The sequence below is a fragment of the Bacillus sp. NPDC077411 genome (assembly GCF_044543425.1).
GTDB lineage: Bacteria > Bacillota > Bacilli > Bacillales > Bacillaceae_G > Bacillus_A > Bacillus_A bruguierae.
Genome location: NZ_JBITWA010000002.1, coordinates 110,906 through 127,214, shown reverse-complemented (window position 1 = coordinate 127,214; position 16,309 = coordinate 110,906). Strand labels below are relative to the sequence as shown.

22 protein-coding genes are annotated in these 16,309 nt (G+C 36.2%); 6 read left to right on the top strand and 16 right to left on the bottom strand.

The features are described from left to right. Nucleotides 1-11: 11 nt before the first annotated feature. Both scpB and ACIGHG_RS04035 read right to left on the bottom strand, forming a co-directional pair. Nucleotides 12-584 (bottom strand): SMC-Scp complex subunit ScpB, encoded by a 573-nt coding sequence (gene scpB / locus ACIGHG_RS04040; RefSeq protein ID WP_336471387.1) that lies wholly within the window; start codon nt 582-584, stop codon nt 12-14. A gap of 85 nt (nt 585-669) precedes the next feature. After that, nucleotides 670-1,401, bottom strand: a complete 732-nt coding sequence (locus ACIGHG_RS04035; RefSeq protein WP_090914132.1) for a segregation/condensation protein A — start codon at nt 1,399-1,401, stop codon at nt 670-672. A gap of 169 nt (nt 1,402-1,570) precedes the next feature. Between ACIGHG_RS04035 and ACIGHG_RS04030 the strand changes: the two genes are divergently transcribed. Next, the gene (locus ACIGHG_RS04030; protein WP_081904749.1) at nt 1,571-1,666 is read left to right on the top strand and encodes a YjcZ family sporulation protein; all 96 of its coding nucleotides are present in this window, start codon (nt 1,571-1,573) and stop codon (nt 1,664-1,666) included. A 137-nt stretch (nt 1,667-1,803) separates the two neighbouring features. Then, nucleotides 1,804-2,322 (top strand): DUF309 domain-containing protein, encoded by a 519-nt coding sequence (locus ACIGHG_RS04025; protein ID WP_336471386.1) that lies wholly within the window; start codon nt 1,804-1,806, stop codon nt 2,320-2,322. 17 nt (nt 2,323-2,339) lie between these two features. Here the strand turns inward: ACIGHG_RS04025 and ACIGHG_RS04020 are convergent, their stop codons facing one another. Next, on the bottom strand, nt 2,340-2,705 hold the full coding sequence (locus tag ACIGHG_RS04020; protein ID WP_336471385.1) for a GNAT family N-acetyltransferase: 366 nt from the start codon (nt 2,703-2,705) through the stop codon (nt 2,340-2,342). 487 nt (nt 2,706-3,192) lie between these two features. Beyond that, the gene (locus ACIGHG_RS04015) at nt 3,193-3,630 is read right to left on the bottom strand and encodes a peptidylprolyl isomerase (RefSeq protein WP_090914126.1); all 438 of its coding nucleotides are present in this window, start codon (nt 3,628-3,630) and stop codon (nt 3,193-3,195) included. A 208-nt stretch (nt 3,631-3,838) separates the two neighbouring features. Here ACIGHG_RS04015 and ACIGHG_RS04010 point away from each other — a divergent pair, with 208 nt between their 5' ends. Then, nucleotides 3,839-4,705 carry a DUF1002 domain-containing protein gene (locus ACIGHG_RS04010; RefSeq protein ID WP_336471384.1) on the top strand — a complete coding sequence of 289 codons (867 nt, stop codon included), beginning with the start codon at nt 3,839-3,841 and terminating at the stop codon, nt 4,703-4,705. Between the two features lie 28 nt (nt 4,706-4,733). Here ACIGHG_RS04010 and ACIGHG_RS04005 read toward each other — a convergent pair whose 3' ends face one another. The 12 genes from ACIGHG_RS04005 to ACIGHG_RS03950 all read right to left on the bottom strand — a co-directional run bounded on the left by ACIGHG_RS04005 (nt 4,734) and on the right by ACIGHG_RS03950 (nt 13,788). Continuing rightward, nucleotides 4,734-5,540, bottom strand: coding sequence for a Cof-type HAD-IIB family hydrolase (locus ACIGHG_RS04005; protein ID WP_396547493.1), 807 nt, complete (start codon nt 5,538-5,540; stop codon nt 4,734-4,736). Between the two features lie 91 nt (nt 5,541-5,631). Then, entirely contained in the window at nt 5,632-7,104 is a 1,473-nt protein-coding gene (locus tag ACIGHG_RS04000; protein WP_336471382.1) for a spore germination protein, read from the bottom strand. Next, the gene (gene spoVAEA / locus ACIGHG_RS03995) at nt 7,082-7,660 is read right to left on the bottom strand and encodes a stage V sporulation protein SpoVABEA (protein ID WP_090914118.1); all 579 of its coding nucleotides are present in this window, start codon (nt 7,658-7,660) and stop codon (nt 7,082-7,084) included. The genes ACIGHG_RS04000 and spoVAEA overlap by 23 nt, the downstream gene beginning before the upstream one ends. Before the next feature lie 5 nt (nt 7,661-7,665). Then, nucleotides 7,666-8,016 carry a stage V sporulation protein AE gene (gene spoVAE, locus ACIGHG_RS03990; protein WP_090914116.1) on the bottom strand — a complete coding sequence of 117 codons (351 nt, stop codon included), beginning with the start codon at nt 8,014-8,016 and terminating at the stop codon, nt 7,666-7,668. A gap of 3 nt (nt 8,017-8,019) precedes the next feature. Continuing rightward, a complete protein-coding gene (spoVAD, locus tag ACIGHG_RS03985; RefSeq protein WP_336471381.1) occupies nt 8,020-9,033 on the bottom strand; it encodes a stage V sporulation protein AD in 1,014 nt (337 codons plus the stop codon). Between the two features lie 37 nt (nt 9,034-9,070). After that, nucleotides 9,071-9,532, bottom strand: coding sequence for a stage V sporulation protein AC (gene spoVAC, locus ACIGHG_RS03980; RefSeq protein ID WP_396547296.1), 462 nt, complete (start codon nt 9,530-9,532; stop codon nt 9,071-9,073). A 5-nt stretch (nt 9,533-9,537) separates the two neighbouring features. Next, nucleotides 9,538-9,954, bottom strand: coding sequence for a stage V sporulation protein AB (locus ACIGHG_RS03975; RefSeq protein WP_336471380.1), 417 nt, complete (start codon nt 9,952-9,954; stop codon nt 9,538-9,540). After that, nucleotides 9,947-10,567 carry a stage V sporulation protein AA gene (locus tag ACIGHG_RS03970; protein ID WP_090914109.1) on the bottom strand — a complete coding sequence of 207 codons (621 nt, stop codon included), beginning with the start codon at nt 10,565-10,567 and terminating at the stop codon, nt 9,947-9,949. The genes ACIGHG_RS03975 and ACIGHG_RS03970 overlap by 8 nt, the downstream gene beginning before the upstream one ends. Nucleotides 10,568-10,658: 91 nt before the next feature. Then, a complete protein-coding gene (gene sigF, locus ACIGHG_RS03965) occupies nt 10,659-11,417 on the bottom strand; it encodes an RNA polymerase sporulation sigma factor SigF (protein WP_090914107.1) in 759 nt (252 codons plus the stop codon). A 12-nt stretch (nt 11,418-11,429) separates the two neighbouring features. Beyond that, entirely contained in the window at nt 11,430-11,870 is a 441-nt protein-coding gene (gene spoIIAB, locus ACIGHG_RS03960) for an anti-sigma F factor (protein WP_090914105.1), read from the bottom strand. After that, nucleotides 11,871-12,221, bottom strand: coding sequence for an anti-sigma F factor antagonist (gene spoIIAA / locus ACIGHG_RS03955; protein ID WP_090914103.1), 351 nt, complete (start codon nt 12,219-12,221; stop codon nt 11,871-11,873). It abuts the gene before it with no gap. Nucleotides 12,222-12,609: 388 nt separating this feature from the next. Beyond that, complete coding sequence (locus tag ACIGHG_RS03950) at nt 12,610-13,788, bottom strand: D-alanyl-D-alanine carboxypeptidase family protein (protein ID WP_336471379.1); 1,179 nt, start codon at nt 13,786-13,788, stop codon at nt 12,610-12,612. A gap of 167 nt (nt 13,789-13,955) precedes the next feature. On the opposite strand from ACIGHG_RS03950, the gene ACIGHG_RS03945 reads away from it, so the two are divergent. The 3 genes from ACIGHG_RS03945 to ACIGHG_RS03935 are packed head-to-tail and all read left to right on the top strand — an operon-like array spanning nt 13,956 to nt 16,288. Then, entirely contained in the window at nt 13,956-14,375 is a 420-nt protein-coding gene (locus ACIGHG_RS03945; RefSeq protein WP_139207614.1) for a GntR family transcriptional regulator, read from the top strand. Further along, nucleotides 14,341-15,222 (top strand): ABC transporter ATP-binding protein, encoded by an 882-nt coding sequence (locus ACIGHG_RS03940; protein ID WP_336471378.1) that lies wholly within the window; start codon nt 14,341-14,343, stop codon nt 15,220-15,222. Before ACIGHG_RS03945 ends, ACIGHG_RS03940 begins: the two co-directional genes overlap by 35 nt. After that, nucleotides 15,212-16,288 carry an ABC-2 transporter permease gene (locus ACIGHG_RS03935; protein WP_396547291.1) on the top strand — a complete coding sequence of 359 codons (1,077 nt, stop codon included), beginning with the start codon at nt 15,212-15,214 and terminating at the stop codon, nt 16,286-16,288. The genes ACIGHG_RS03940 and ACIGHG_RS03935 overlap by 11 nt, the downstream gene beginning before the upstream one ends. Nucleotides 16,289-16,309: the final 21 nt, after the last annotated feature.

Sequence of the window (16,309 nt, the reverse complement as noted above, 5' to 3'; positions counted from 1 at the left end):
ATGCCAAGCTTTCACTTCGAAATTTCTTGTAAAGAACCAAAGAATAAATCCGCTTCATTCATTCCTTCGCCTTCTTCTGACAGAGCAGGTAATTCATCTAATGTTTGCAATGCAAATGTATCTAAAAACTCTTTTGTTGTGCCGTATAAAATAGGGCGTCCCGGCCCTTCTACACGTCCTACTTCTTTAATTAATAAATGGGATACAAGCGTTTGAAGAGCGCGATCTGTTTTTACACCGCGAATCTCTTCGATTTCGGTTCTTGTAATTGGCTGGCGATAGGCGATAATCGCTAATGTTTCTAATGCTGCTTGTGATAAAGATGCAGTTGTTGGCGCATCCATCAATTTTTGATAATACAGTGCGTGCTCTTTTTTCGTTGCAAAACGATACACTTTTGCAAATTGAACAATCTGCAAGCCGCGTTGCAATTGATCATATTCTTCCTGCAGCTCTTCTACAAGCTTTATTGCAGCTTTCACTTCTACCTCTAATACTTTTGCAATTTGTTCTGGGTAAATCCCTTCATCTCCTGCTACAAACAGCAGCCCCTCTATAACTGCCTTTTGTTCTTGTCTTTCCAACGTTAAAAGCTCCTTTCTCACATTCTTTGTATCCATATACGTCATAAAGACCGAACAACAATTTACGGTCGGTCGAACATTACAGCTATTGTTTCATTAAAAAGATTTCATCAAAATTATGCTCTTGCTCAATAACAATTTTCTGATGTTTCATAAGTTCCAAAATTGCTAAAAATGTAACAACAATTACATCTCGGTCATCATCTACAAATAAATCGTAAAAACTTTGACGACCTCCTGCAAGTTCCAATTGTTTTAAAACATCGACCATTCGTTGTTCGATTGGGATTTCCTGCCTAGTAACTGTAGCTGTTACCGGCCGCTGTATTTTCTTTCGACGCATGAGCTTTTGGAACGCTGCTAACATATCATATAACGTAACATCAATCGGCAGCTTTTCAGCCTCCTCTTTTTGAAACATCATAAAATCAAGAGGAGGCCGTGTATATAACTGCGCTCGTTCTTGTTCTTTTTCTTTTAATTGAGTAGCAACTTGCTTATATTTCTTATACTCAATTAGACGTTCCATTAATTCTTGCCGAGGATCTTCCATAAATTCTTCACTGCTATCCTGTACATCTTCTTCATACTTTGGAAGCAACATTTTACTTTTAATTTGCAATAGCGTCGCTGCCATAACTAAATATTCACTTGCAACATCAAGCTGTAATTCTTTCATCGCATGGATATATGATAAATATTGTTCTGTAATTTCCGCTACAGGAATGTTATATATATCAATTTCATAACGATTAATTAAATGTAATAGTAAATCTAAAGGGCCTTCAAATGCCTCAACTTTAAAATTATATTGCACAAATCATCCCACCACATTTTTTCTGTAACACCATAAGTATAGTGTATACTTATGGACTATCCAACCTTTTTCAAAAAATTAATTAAAAATAGACGTATACCTAGGCCACAATGCCCATCCCATTCATATGATGACAGTGTAATGAGTACATTGTAGGAGGTTACAAACTATGGGTCATGTTTCTGGAGGTTTCCACGGCGGATTCGCTTTACTGGTTGTGTTATTTATTTTATTAATTATTGTCGGCGCAGCTTGTTTTTGCTAACTCACATAAAGCGACTAGAGCACTCTCTAGTCGTTTTATATTTATCCCGCTATTCGTGGGCAGTAAGACCCCCACTGATGGAAGTTTCACTTTATGCTACACTATATACAACACTGCTTAGAATTGGAGTGAAAAGCATGTATCATGAAGCATACATACAATTTTTAATTCATTTTCATAGTGATTACGACTACTTTGAATGTCACGAAGTTTTAGAAGAACATTGGAAAACAAAGCCACGCGGAGAGCGAGAACAACATTGGGTTGGACTCATTCAAATTGCTGTCGCTTTATACCACCATAGACGCTCTAATTGGAACGGTGCTGAGCGAATGATGAAGAGTGCCCTATTCATTTTACAGAATGAAAAACAACATATAGAAGCATTAGGTTTAGAGTATTTGAAACTACTATTGCTTCTTAAGGAACGACTGCACATCATTCAAAATCATGATTCTTATACAACATTATTTCTTCCTTTTGCTGATTCGAATTTAGAAAACATATGTATACAATTATGCAAAACGAAAAGATTGCCGTGGAAAGAGACTTCTTCTACTCCAAGCGAGGATATTATTCATAAACATTCTCGTCGTAATCGTGAAGATGTGATTAGTGAACGAAATATTCAATTACAAAAGAGAAAGCAGAGATAAGGTTATCTCTGCTTTTACTAATGCACATTATGTTCAACTTCTTTACACTTCTCACAAAAACTAGATGTTTGTTCGTTTCCGCATACCGTAATATTCGGCAGAATTGTTTGTAATTCTTGTACCATTTTTGTTCCAATTCCCGCTTGACGATGCGAAGGATTCACACTAATATGTTGAATTTCTAGCACACCAGTATCGTGCTTTACCGTCCCAATAATCCCAACAATCGCATCGTCTTCCTTCCATAAGTATAGCTGCCAATCGTCATTTTGTTCATAATCCTTCATCGTTGCTTGTAATCGTTTTATGTCTTTTTCCATTGGCATAAATGAAAGAAGTCCCATTGCAATTTTTTCATAACTTTTTTTAAAACGAATTAACATGGAATTTATCCCTTCTTACAAAAGTTACAAATCATATCCCCTTAATCAGCATGTTCATATCATGTCTATTTTACAACATTTCTAACCTACTGAGAAGGCTTGCCTAAAAACAACTTTATAATCATACAAAGAGGGAGAGTGGAAGTCAAATGTTGATATTCTGTTTATATTATGCTAGTAGCATTATATTGTTCGTACCTAATATAAATAAAAAAACGATATAAAAAAACTCTTTCTTTTAGGTAAGCGAGAGCATCTGACCATGCATAGAATCGGTCAGATCCTTTTCCTGCCACATGCGAGGTTTAAAACAAAGGGAGGAAGCGAGTCCAGATCACACTTTTGCATAGTAGCAACTTATATGTTGAAAAAGTTTAAATGACACAAATGATATGCAAAGTCTCCTATACGTATCTTTTACTTGTCTTACCTTACAAATTCTTTTTTTAATAAAAAAAGAGAGAGCATTTTGCTCCCTCTTAATATTTTACTCTTCCCAAACCTTAACTTCTTTCATAACATCGCCTTGACGCATATTTAGTACTGTTTCGATGCCATTTGTTACTTGACCAAACACAGTATGAACGCCATCTAAATGCGGTTGTGGCTCATGTACGATAAAGAACTGGCTTCCTCCAGTATTTCTTCCAGCGTGCGCCATAGAAAGTGCCCCTACTTTATGTTTGTGAGGATTTCCATCAGTTTCACAAGGAATGGAGTAACCAGGACCACCTGCTCCTGTTCCTGTTGGATCGCCACCTTGGCTTACAAAACCAGGAATTACTCTGTGGAAAGTAACTCCATTATAAAAACCTTCATTAGCTAATTTTCTAAAGTTTTCTACTGTTTTTGGTGCTTCTTCTGTGAAAAATTCTAATTCGATTTTTTCACCGTTTTCCATTAATATGTATCCTAAAGTTCTCATGTATAATAAGCTCCTTTCAACAATCTCAGCCTTATATTACCACAATCGCTGTAATAAACAAAAATATTATTGTGAAAACCTTTATAAAATCCGACAATCCTGCTATTTCTTTCTAAAATCAATCTAAAGGCGGATGACAAATACAAAAAATATACTATAATTACTTTGTTGCCCGAAAATTTCAGAAAGAGAAAGGGAGCGATTTTTCGTGAAAACGAAATTGTTAGCACTGTTATTAGCTGTTATGGTCTTTTTGATTCCAGCAGCTTCATATGCAGACGTGATTGAGGGAGAGTCTATTGTTACATTAGGAGAAAATTTAACAGAACAGCAAAAACAACAACTTCTCCAAGAAATGAAAGCGCCAAAAGATGCACAAATTATTACGGTGTCAAACGCGGAAGAACATAAATATTTAGATGGAGTTGTACCAAGCGCTCAAATCGGCACAAAAGCAATTTCTTCTTCTATGATTACGTATACAAAAAAAGGATCTGGTCTTGTTGTACAAGCGCATAATATCAATTGGGTAACAGATGCAATGTATACAAACGCATTAATTACAGCAGGTGTAAAAGATGCGAATATTTACATTACAGCACCATTTAAAGTATCAGGGACTGCCGCTTTAACAGGCTTAATGAAAGCATACGAGACAACAGCAAAAAAAGAAATTCCAGAAGAAGTTAAAAAAGTCGCTAATGAAGAAATGGTTCAAACTGCAAAACTTGGTGACCAAATCGGAAATGATAAAGCTGTACAACTCGTTGCAAAAGTTAAAGAAGAAATCGCAAAAGAACAACCAAAAACAACAGAAGATTTACGTTCACTCATTAAAAAGATTGCGGATCAGCTCGGAATTACATTAACTGATGAACAACTTGATAATTTAGTAGCACTCTTTGACAAAATGAAAAACTTAAATATTGATTGGAATCAAGTTAGTAACCAATTAAATAAAGCAAAAGAACACGTTTCAGCGTTTCTAGGCTCTGAAGAAGGTCAAGGCTTTTTAGAAAAGTTAAAAGGCGTATTCGCTAGCTTTATTGACTTTATTAAATCGCTATTCAAGTAATAAAAAGCTCGTTATTGACGAGCTTTTTTTATGCTAACAATGGTAGTTTCATAATGGCTTCTTCTACAGAACGAACAACATGACTCGCTTTTTCTTTCACATATGGATGAGCATGATGTAATGTAAAGGAATGCGGCGTCACAGAAAACATGGAAATATCATTAAAAGAATCCCCAATACATGCTACTTCATGTGCTTCTACTTGTAAATGTTCCATTAAAAGCTGCAGTGCACTTCCTTTACTAATCCCAATTGGCATAATATCCACATATCGCTTTCCTGAAATCACGACTTCCGCCTTGCCTTGAAATTCGTTTCGCAGCTCTTGATCTAACATTGTAATTTCCTCTTCTTCTCCATAAACAAATAATTTTGCCGGATGAATAGTTTGTCCGAAGTCTTCCTCTAATGTCTCTACTTCTGCGATTTCTCCTTTAATATATTCTTCAAACATACGATGATGTTCATTTTTCTTTTTTGTATATCGATGCTCCTTCGCACATACAATATCCGCCATCTTTTTTTCATGTATATATTTATATATTTCCCGGGCAACCTCACCATCAAAAGTTGATTCGTTTAACATTTCTCCTTCTTTCGTTAATAAAACGGCACCATTTAATCCTGTTGTATAATAAGGGAAAGCGAATTGTTTCACAACAGCATGAATACGGTGAGTAAAACGACCAGAAGCAAAACAAATATTCGTACCTTTCTCTGCTAACCAGCATAATGCTTTTTCATCGTCACGATGGATCCGATTCACGTTATAAACGAGTGTGTCATCTAAATCGCTAACAAATAACTTAATCATGTAATCTCCCCTTCCATACATCATATTTACTTCTAGTGTACAAAAGAAATGTTATGTTTTTGTTAAAAACAAATAAATTTATAACAAAAATGAGCAGAATTTATTCTTCTGCTCATTTTTGCCTCCTTATATTTTGAGGATGGACGATACTAGGACGTACCTTTAAACTAGAAATAGATGGGCGAATTAAAATTTTCACCAATGCTTCCCAATCAAATGGAAGAAACGGCCAAAGATACGGCGTTTGTAAACTTCTAATAGATGCTAAAAATAAAATTAACAATGTCATTCCAACAACAAAGCCTATTTCCTGAAATAAAGCTGTACATATAATAAGGAATAATTTCCCGATTTTATTCCCTAATCCTAATTCATAACTTGGCGTTGCATATGATCCAATCATAGAAATGGCAGTATATAAAATGACTTCTGGTACAAATAGACCGACATTAATTGCAATTTGACCAATTAATATAGCCGAAATTAACCCTGCTGCTGATGACAGCGGTGTTGGTGTATGAATTGATGCCATCCTCAGAAATTCCAGTCCTACTTCTGCTAAAATAATCTGCAAAGCAATCGGTATATTGGTCACTTTATTCGGTCCAATAAACGCTAACTTTTCTGGTAATACAGCAGGATCCATTACAAACACAAGCCAAAGTGGCAATAAGAACAGAGAAAATACAACTCCTAGAAAACGAATCCAGCGTAAAAATGTTCCAACAGCAGGATTTTGCCGAAATTCCTCTGCATGTTGTACATGATGAAAATATGTTGTCGGTGTAATAATTGCACTAGGAGAAGTATCTGTCAGGAGTAAAACATGTCCTTCTAACAAATGATTCGCAGCGACATCTGGTCTTTCTGTATAGCGAATAAGCGGAAAAGGGTTATATCCTTGTTTCACAAGAAACTCCTCAATTGTTTTATCCGCCATTGTTACACCGTCGATTTGAATATTTGCTATCTCCTGCTTTATTATTTTCACTAAATCAGGATTCGCAATATCTTGTATATATGCGATACAAAGATCTGTGCGTGATCGCTCTCCCACCCGGATAATTTCATGTCGCAAACGCGGATCACGAATACGTCTCCGAATAAGAGCTGTGTTTACAATAATATTTTCAACAAATCCATCACGTGCCCCCCTAACAACTTTCTCTGTATCCGGCTCTGTCGGAGTGCGTCCTGGATAACTACGAACATCAATTACAAATGCTTCTGTCTCTCCCTCAACAAAAATAACGATTAAGCCTGATAAAACTTGTAATATGACATCATCCATCGTCTTTATTTTACTTACTTGCTGATGAATCAGACGATTTTCTAACAACTTTACTGTACCTTCTCCATACCTTTGGATTTCATTCGTATCAATAGCCTCTTCGAGAATGTGTATGATATAGTTTGTATCACATAAACCATTCACAAACAAAACACCAATTTCTTTATCTAAAATATGAAATTTACGAATTCCCACATCAAAGGTAACGCCAAGTCCAACTGTTTGCTTCAAATAATTTTCATTGTCACTTAAAAATGAAGAAATTGGTATATTAATCTTTTTTGTATTGGTCATAAAACCCACTCCTTTCTAAAATCAATTGAATTGCTTGTTTTGTAATTGGCGACCCGCGTTTCCAGTCATCATTGCCGTACATTTTCCCAATATCACCGATTCCAACAATAATAGGAACATGCAATTCGTCTAAACAGTAAACGGTATCACCGTTAATTCTTCCTATTTCAACATCCGCCAATCCAAATTTATCAACACCATACTCAGTTAATCGTCCTTCTCGATCAACACTTACATCAACACGTGCCCATTCCCAATGATGCGTATTCGAAGCAACCGCTAACACGCCAAGCACATCAATTTGTTTGTTCGTTGCCACATATTTTAATGCTTTTTCTCCTGATCCTTCCCCAATATATCCACTATCATCAAACATAACAAAAACAGGGTCATGTGGTGTTTGCATGATAAGCTCAACAATCTTTCTCCCTGTTAATTTCGTTGGATTACTTTGCGATGCCGAAATACATCGTCCCCCAAACTCCTTTGCCAGTAACTCGATTGTTCGCTGCGCATATTCATCTCCGTCTGTCACCAAAATAACCCTTCTTCTCATCTTATTTATCCTTTCGGTTTAAAAATAAGTGCTGCTAAAAATGCAAATAAAATTGCTGCTGAAATTCCAACAGATGTTAACTTAAACATTCCCATTCCAATCCCAAGATAACCATACTTTTCTGCTGCTTCCATCGCTCCATGCAATAAAGAATGGCCAAAACTTGAAATCGGAACAGTCGCTCCCGCTCCTGCAAACTGAATCAGTTTATCATAAATGCCAAAACCATCTAAAATAGCACCCATTACTACGAAAATTGCCATAACATGTGCAGGTGTTAATTTCGCAAAATCTAACAGGAGTTGTCCGATAACACAAATCGCCCCTCCAACTAAAAACGCATATATAAATTCCACATATTACACCCCTTTTATTCTTTCAAATACAATACCGTGTGCAATTGTTGGAATCGATTCTTTTTGTTGAATCATAATCGGACTTAATAAAGCACCTGTTGCGACGACAAAAATCCGCCTGAGATTCCCCTTTTTCATTTCTTTCATTAAATGTCCATATGTTACAACTGCGGAACAAGCACAGCCACTTCCTCCCGCAAATACTTGCTGGTCATCTCTATAAATCATTAAACCGCAATCATTATAGACATTCCCTAGATCATAGCCTTCATCTAACAAAAGCTGCCGTGCAATCGGCGTTCCTACTGCCGACAAATCTCCTGTCACAATCAAATCGTAATCAGCAGCACTTCTGTTTAAATCCTCAAAATGCTGTCCGATTGTATGAGCTGCAGCAGGGGCCATCGCAGATCCCATATCAAACGGATCTGTTATACCTAAATCTTGCACTTTTCCAATGGTTGCTGCTGTGACTTTAATTGCACTTCTTTCCCGACTAATTAAAGCTGTACCGGCTCCTGTAACAGTAAATGTCGCTGTAGTTGGCTTTTGTCCTCCGTACTCTGTTGGATAACGAAATTGCCGCTCGGCCGTAGCATTATGACTGCTGACTGTTGCTAATACTCGATTTGCAAATCCCCCATCAATAAATGCTGCGCCAACAGCTAACGTCTCCATCGAAGTGGAACACGCTCCAAACATACCTAAAAATGGGATTGAAAGTTCTCTTGCAACATAATTTGCCGTAACTGTTTGATTTAATAAATCTCCAGCTAAAAAAAAATCAATATCAGATGCTTGTATCTTTTCTTTTCGCAATGCTTGTTGAATCGACTCTCGCATTAACCGTCTTTCTGCTAGCTCCCAATTCTCTTCTTTGCAATGTAAATCATCATATGTAATATCAAAACTATCTCCAAGCGGTCCCTTTGCCTCTTCCGGTCCAACGGCCGTCCCCGTTGCATTCACATATACATCATTTTGAAATAGCCACGTTTGCTTCCCAGTTAATCTCATCTGCCTTCTCCTTTACTTACATTAACTGAAACTTCCATCATTGGAGGAGCTTCCATGTATACCGAATGAGACCTACAACATACGCTCCAACAACGCCAAATACAATTACACTTCCAGCAATTTTGAACATATTTGTGGCAATCCCAAGAACAATTCCTTCACTGCGGTGTTCCATTGCTGCGCTCACCATTGAATTTGCAAATCCAGTAACCGGAATTGCTGAGCCTGCTCCTGCAAATTGTCCAAGTTTATCATATACACCAAGCCCCGTTAAAATTGCTGATAGTAATATTAATGTTGTAATTGTTGGATTCCCTGCATTTTTCTCCGTAAAATCGAAATAATGTATATACATCTTTGTCAAGACCTCACCTAATGTGCAAATAAGTCCACCCACAACAAAAGCCTTGATGCAATTCATCATATAGTTAGGTTTTGGATGATACTCTTTCACTTTATTCGTATAGTCGTCTTTTAATCTATGCAGTGCCACTAACATGCCTCCTATTTCACAAAATAAATCCAATGAAATAAAGATCCTACTACCTTACCAAGAACAAGTGCAATAAGAAGAATAACAATTTTCCCATCAACCCCAACACGTTTTGCTAATATTGGAAGTACATTCAGCACTTCTGTTAAAGCAGCAGCAAGCATTCCGATAAATGTGCCGCATAACAGTCCAAGTAACAAAAGCCAATACGGTGAAGCAAGCAATGTAACATCGCGTAAACTGCACCACGCACCGCTTAGTGCACCACTCACAACAGCCCATTCATAATATTGAACTCGATGTCCACTTTTCGTTAACTGAGCGAGCCTTGGAATCATACCCAATACAGTTAAAAATGCAACGTATCCTCCTCCAACCGCAATTCCACCAGCAAATCCAATAAAGATAACCTCAATATATTCAATCATTTCGAATTTTCTTTATCATTTCTTTATTTTCATTCATCATCACATATTGATCGAGAGATTGCTGATATTGAAACATTTCAACTTCTAATGGGCTTGGCTCTTCATTAATGCGCTTTTGAAAAACGTGATTAAAAAAAAGAATCATTCCAAGTCCAAGCCCTAACGAATATGGGATTTGAAATAAAAGTGGCTTTCTGTTACTTTCTCCTGTAACCATGTAATATAAACGTTGATGCACTTGCTGCATACTAACGTCTTCATGAAAATAAATAATCGCAAGAGCCGCTCCCACAAATAGCAATAACCATACCATCCCAAAGAGAAATGGATTTACTTCTTTTTTTTCATATACAATTTCAACAATCGTTTGCGCCGAACCGAGCAAATTAATTTCTAAACTGCTGGAATACTGCCTAATACTCTGAATAACTTTCATCACATCAATTACAACATGCGTTTTATCTTTCTTTGTAATTTTGTATACAGCCTGTCGTTTTATCTCGTCTACAATATGCGATTCTCCAACCACTTGTGCAACATCACCAATTTTAATCTCATAAGCAGGCGACACTTGTAGACGATTCCTCATCTTTACATATATCGTTTGCTCCACTCCAATCACCTCTTAACTATTCCTCGTAGTTGTAGTATGGATATTGGAAAATTTTCTAATACAACTTTTTTAAAATAAAAAAACGAATAGACTATTCGCCTATTCGTTCCTTCATTTGCTTTAATATTTTCTTTTCTAGCCGTGATACTTGTACTTGAGAAATTCCTAAACGCTCCGCTACTTCCGATTGTGTTTGATCTTTATAGTACCGCAAATATACGATCAATCGTTCACGCTCATCTAATTCACGAATTGCTTCTTTCAACGCAATCTTATCAAACCACTTTGTTTCAGAACGATCCGCTATTTGATCTAAAACAGTAATAGGATCACCATCATTTTCATACACCGTTTCATGTATAGATGATGGTGTCCGGCTTGCTTCTTGCGCCATTACAACTTCTTCCGGCGTTAACTCTAACGCCTCTGCTATTTCGGTAATTGTTGGTGCACGGCCATACTCTTTTGATAATTCGTCTTTCATTTTACGAATTTTATTTCCAGTTTCTTTTAAAGAACGACTTACTTTCACTGTCCCGTCATCCCGTAAAAAACGTTGAATTTCTCCAATAATCATGGGAACTGCATATGTTGAAAACTTTACATCAAAAGATAGATCAAATTTATCGACAGATTTTAGCAAACCAATACAGCCAATTTGAAACAAGTCCTCCGGCTCGTAACCGCGATTTAAAAAACGTTGTACAACCGACCAAACAAGTCTCATATTATTTTGTATAATTAAATCTCTCGCTCCTTGATCACCATCTTGACTTCGCTTAATTAATTCTTTTAACTCATGATCCTTTAACTGACCTTTTCCTTTTTCACTTCTGACCTCTATGTCCATAGGCAATTCTCCTTAATTGCATAGAGCGTTACTTTTTGATAGATGCTTCGTCAAATGGATCGTTGTCCCGAAGGATTTATTAGAAATAACCTCTACTTCGTCCATAAAATTTTCCATAATGGTAAATCCCATTCCGGAACGCTCTAATTCGGGTTTTGTTGTAAAAAGGGGTTGCCTTGCTTCATCTAAATCTAGAATTCCAATCCCTTCATCACGAATCGTTAACTTTACCATACCATCTTCTAAAATAACCGTAATATACACAACGCCATCTGGGTGTCCTTCATATCCATGAATAATAGCATTTGTTACCGCCTCAGACACAACTGTTTTCACTTCCGTTAACTCTTCCATCGTTGGATCAAGCTGCGCAATAAAAGCCGCAACTGTAACCCGAGCAAACGATTCATTTTGACTTAATGCTGAAAATTGAAGGTTCATCTCATTTCTCATCTATGCCACCCCCAATGTCGCAAGCGCATGCGCTTCATCTTCTTCTAATCGAATAATTTTAAATAGCCCTGACATCTCAAATAAGCGCTTTACAGCAGGAGAAATTGCACAAACAACCATTTCGCCGCCTAAGCTTTTGACATGTTTATATCTACCTAATATAACACCAAGACCAGAGCTATCCATAAATGCTAATTGTTCTAAATTTAAAATAATATGATGAACATGATGCGTCTCAATCATATCAGTTACTTTCGCTCGCAACTCTTCGGCAGTATGATGATCTAGTTCGCCCGCTAAACGAACACATAAGACGTCACGCTTTACTTCTAAATGGATGGAAAGACTCACTCTATTTCCTCCTTACATTCAAAATTCGCGTATACACGCAAAACATATAAGAAGTTTTCTCTAAAATAAATGTAGAATCCTTCCACCTGACAAAAGAAGTACTATTTCGTCATAAAATGAACCTTCTATATAAATCCAAATTAAAAAACCGACATAAAACCATTCTTTTTCGGTGGGCGAGAGCATCTGGCCATGTATAGAAGCGGTCAGTTCCCTTTCCTGCCACATACAAGGTTAAAACAAAGGGAGAAAGCAAGTGCAGGTTCCTTTTCTTCTGCATAGCCGCAATCTATATGTCGAAAAATGAAAATGGATTCATATAGAAACATCTCTCACTATCGAAATCATAGCAAAATTACTAAAAGAGAAAGCGGCAACTAAATTGCCGCTATTTCGATGTCGAAAACATCCCAAAACTTCGTTTAAATAATTCCCACCAGCTCGCTGCTGCAACATCTTCTTTTGCAACAATTGTTTGTTTGAGTAACACTTCATTCCCTTTTTTTATAACAAGTGTACCTAAGGCATCTCCTTTTTTAATTGGAGCTTTCACCTTCTCCTCAGCAACTACTTCTTTTTTGAGATTCTTCATTGTTTCTCCTTTTTTCATTAACAGAGAAACATTGTCAGAAGCTACTAAGTCGACAGTTTCTTTTTTTCCTTTTCCTACTTTTACCGTTTGAATTTTTTCTCCCCTTGTATACATCTTTTTCGTCATATATTGACTAAATGCATAATCAAGAAGCTTCGTTACTTCCGCATTTCGTTCCTTTGATGTTGGAGATCCCATAATAACAGAAATGACACGCATGCCATTGCGTTCTGCAGATGCTGTTAAACAATATTTTGCTTCTGTTGTAAAACCTGTTTTTACACCGTCAACACCTGGATAGAAACGAACAAGCTTGTTTGTATTTACAAGCCAAAATTTCTTATCCGTATCTTCTCGTAAATAATCTTCATATTTCCCTGTATATTTACGGATTAACGGGTATTTCATTAATTCCTTTGCCATAACTGCCATGTCATATGCTGTTGAATAATGATTTTCGGCTGGAAGACCTGTTGGATTTTGAAAATGAGTATTTTTAAGTCCTAAATCTTTTGCTTTTTTATTCATCCTATCTACAAATCCTTCTTCTGATCCAGCGATATGTTCTGCAACTGCAACTGATGCATCATTTCCAGATGCAATGGCAATGCCTTTTAACATTTCATCGACTGTCATTTCTTCACCAGGCTCAAGGAAAATTTGTGATCCGCCCATAGAAGCTGCATGTTCACTCGTTCTCACTTTATCTTTCAGTTTTAATTTTCCTTTTTCAATTTGTTCCATAATGAGTAACATGGTCATAATTTTTGTCATACTAGCAGGTGGTAACTTTTCATTTGGACTTTTTTCAAATAAAACTTTCCCTGTATCCTGCTCAATCACAATTGCTGACGATGCTTGTTCTGCTAGTTTCGGTTTTGTTTCTGCTTCTCTTTTCTCAGACTGTGCAAAACCGATTGGAACAGCAGAAAGCAATAACATGAAACACACAAGTATTCCTATTAATCGCTTCATGACTAACCCTCCATTCTATATCACACCTATTTTTTCCAAACGAAGGGGTTTTATACCATAATTTTCTAAAAATATAGTTGACAAATCATTATGCACTATATATTGTATTAAGTGTATTACACCTAATAGTACACTTATACTTTTTTATTAGAAAGGAGACATTGCTCTTGCACATTCAACTAGATCCAAGAAGCAACACTCCGATATGGGAACAAATTGTTCATAATGTTAAAGAGCTAATTTTAAGAGGGATGCTCGAACCTAACGATAAACTCCCTTCCGTTCGTGAACTTGCCTCTTCACTAGTGATTAATCCAAACACAGTGAGTAAGGCTTATCAAGAATTAGAGCGGCAAGGAATTATCGAAACGCTGCGCGGCAAAGGAACATTTGTCTCGCAATCCATTACTCCCGCACAAGATGAAAGGAAAATTGCTATGGTAGAAAAACAATTTCATCAATTGTTACTAGAAGCTTCTTATCTCGGTATTTCAAAAGAAAAAATTCATGATTGGATTGATTCATACTATAAAGAGTTAGGGGGAAATACGCATGTTAAAAGTGACGAACGTAAAGAAAACAATTGATAATCAAACGATATTAGAAGATATTTCATTTACTTTAAAAAAAGGAAGCATTACCGGATTACTCGGAAGAAACGGAGCTGGAAAAACAACGTTATTACGTACACTCGTTGGAATCTTAAATCCAGATGAAGGCACTGTTACCTATAACGAAGTTGACGTGCACAAACACCCTGAAGTGAAACAAACAGTTGTATATGTTCCAGACTCTACAAACGTATTAAGCGGCTATACAGTAAAAGAAATCGTAAAATTCTATAAAGCAGTCTATCAAAATTTCAATGCAGACTATTTTTATGAGTTACTAGAGCGTTTTAACTTACCAGACAAACGTATTCGCAGCTACTCCCGCGGAATGAAAGCATTATTAGCAATGATCTTAGCTTTTTCTACTGGCGTAGAATACATTATTTTAGATGAGCCAACAAACGGACTTGATCCAATCGTAAAAAGACAAATCCTGCAATTTTTAATTGAAGAAGTAGCAGAACGCGAAATTACCATTCTCATTTCTACGCATCACTTAGATGAAATTGAAAAAATCGCAGACACAGTCATCATTTTAAAAGATCATACTATTGCATCGATTACAGCTTTAGACGATACAAAATCACGGTATGCAAAAATTCAAGTCGCTTATGAACGTTCACTACCACAAAAGCTAGAAAACTTAAGTAATGTAAAAGTATTACAACAAACCGGAAAAGTATACACCGTTTTAATCGAAGGCACTGTAGCAACTACGTTAGAAAAATTTCATAAAGAACAGCCGCTCTTATTAGAAGAATTACCAATGTCACTTGAGGATGTATTTGTTACGGCTTTTGAGGAGGGGTCACATGTTTCATAGGGCGTTGTGGATGCGGACGTTTAAACAGGGGAAATATGTACTTTTATTATTTTGGTTAAGTAGTTTATATATGCTTCCTTATCAATATTATAACGGTGCACAATCACAGCTTATAGAATCAAAAATGAAATGGGATCCCGTCTATTACTACTCTTATTCTTTTTCAACACATGATCCTGTTATAATACAAAGCGCCATACTCATTATACTTGCTTGTGTTTTAATTGGATGGGAACGGAATACTCAATCTGCCGACTATCTTTTCTCTATGCCATTTAAACGAAAAGACATTTTTCTAACAAAATGGGCGTTTGGTATTGTCAATATTATAATCGTGAATTTTATTTGCTGGATTAGTATGTGGGGAGTTAAAAAGATATCTTTTCATAATGCTTATCAGGATTTTAGTCCGTTTCATACTTACTTTGTTTACGCTACAATTGTACTAATTGCTATCTATACCTTATCTCTATTCATTGGAACAATTACAGGAAATATTTTTTCCCAAGGTGCTTTAACTGCAATCATTTTATATCTTCCGTATGGTTTAGTCTTATTAATTTCTGGATTTGTTTTTATTCATACCGGAGAATCAACTGAGGATCGATATAAAATTGAGAGTAAAACTAGATATTACTTAGAACAAGCAAGTATCGTTGCACCGCTCGATGATTTTTTTATTAGTTACAGCTATTATCCTAAAGAGAAATTTGATCGGAACGGTAAAATCTCAGATGTACCTAACAAAAATCCTATGGAGAAAACATGGATTCCACCTGTTTGGGAATTACTGATCCCATTCGTTTATATCATTCTATTTTTACCATTAGCAATCATTTTATATACACGCTCTCCTAATGAACAAAACGGAAAAATCCTATTGTTTCCACAGCTACAGAAATGGTTCATTGGCTGTACAGTCCTTTGCTTTGCATTACTTGGTGGGCGAATATTCGGAATAAATGCTTTATGGATTTACTATATAACCTTTTTAGGAGCAGGATTTATTAGTTATATGATTTTAACTCGCTTACTAAAATGGAAGTTTTCTTTTAATGGAAGATAACAATATTTTTAATCAAGAAGC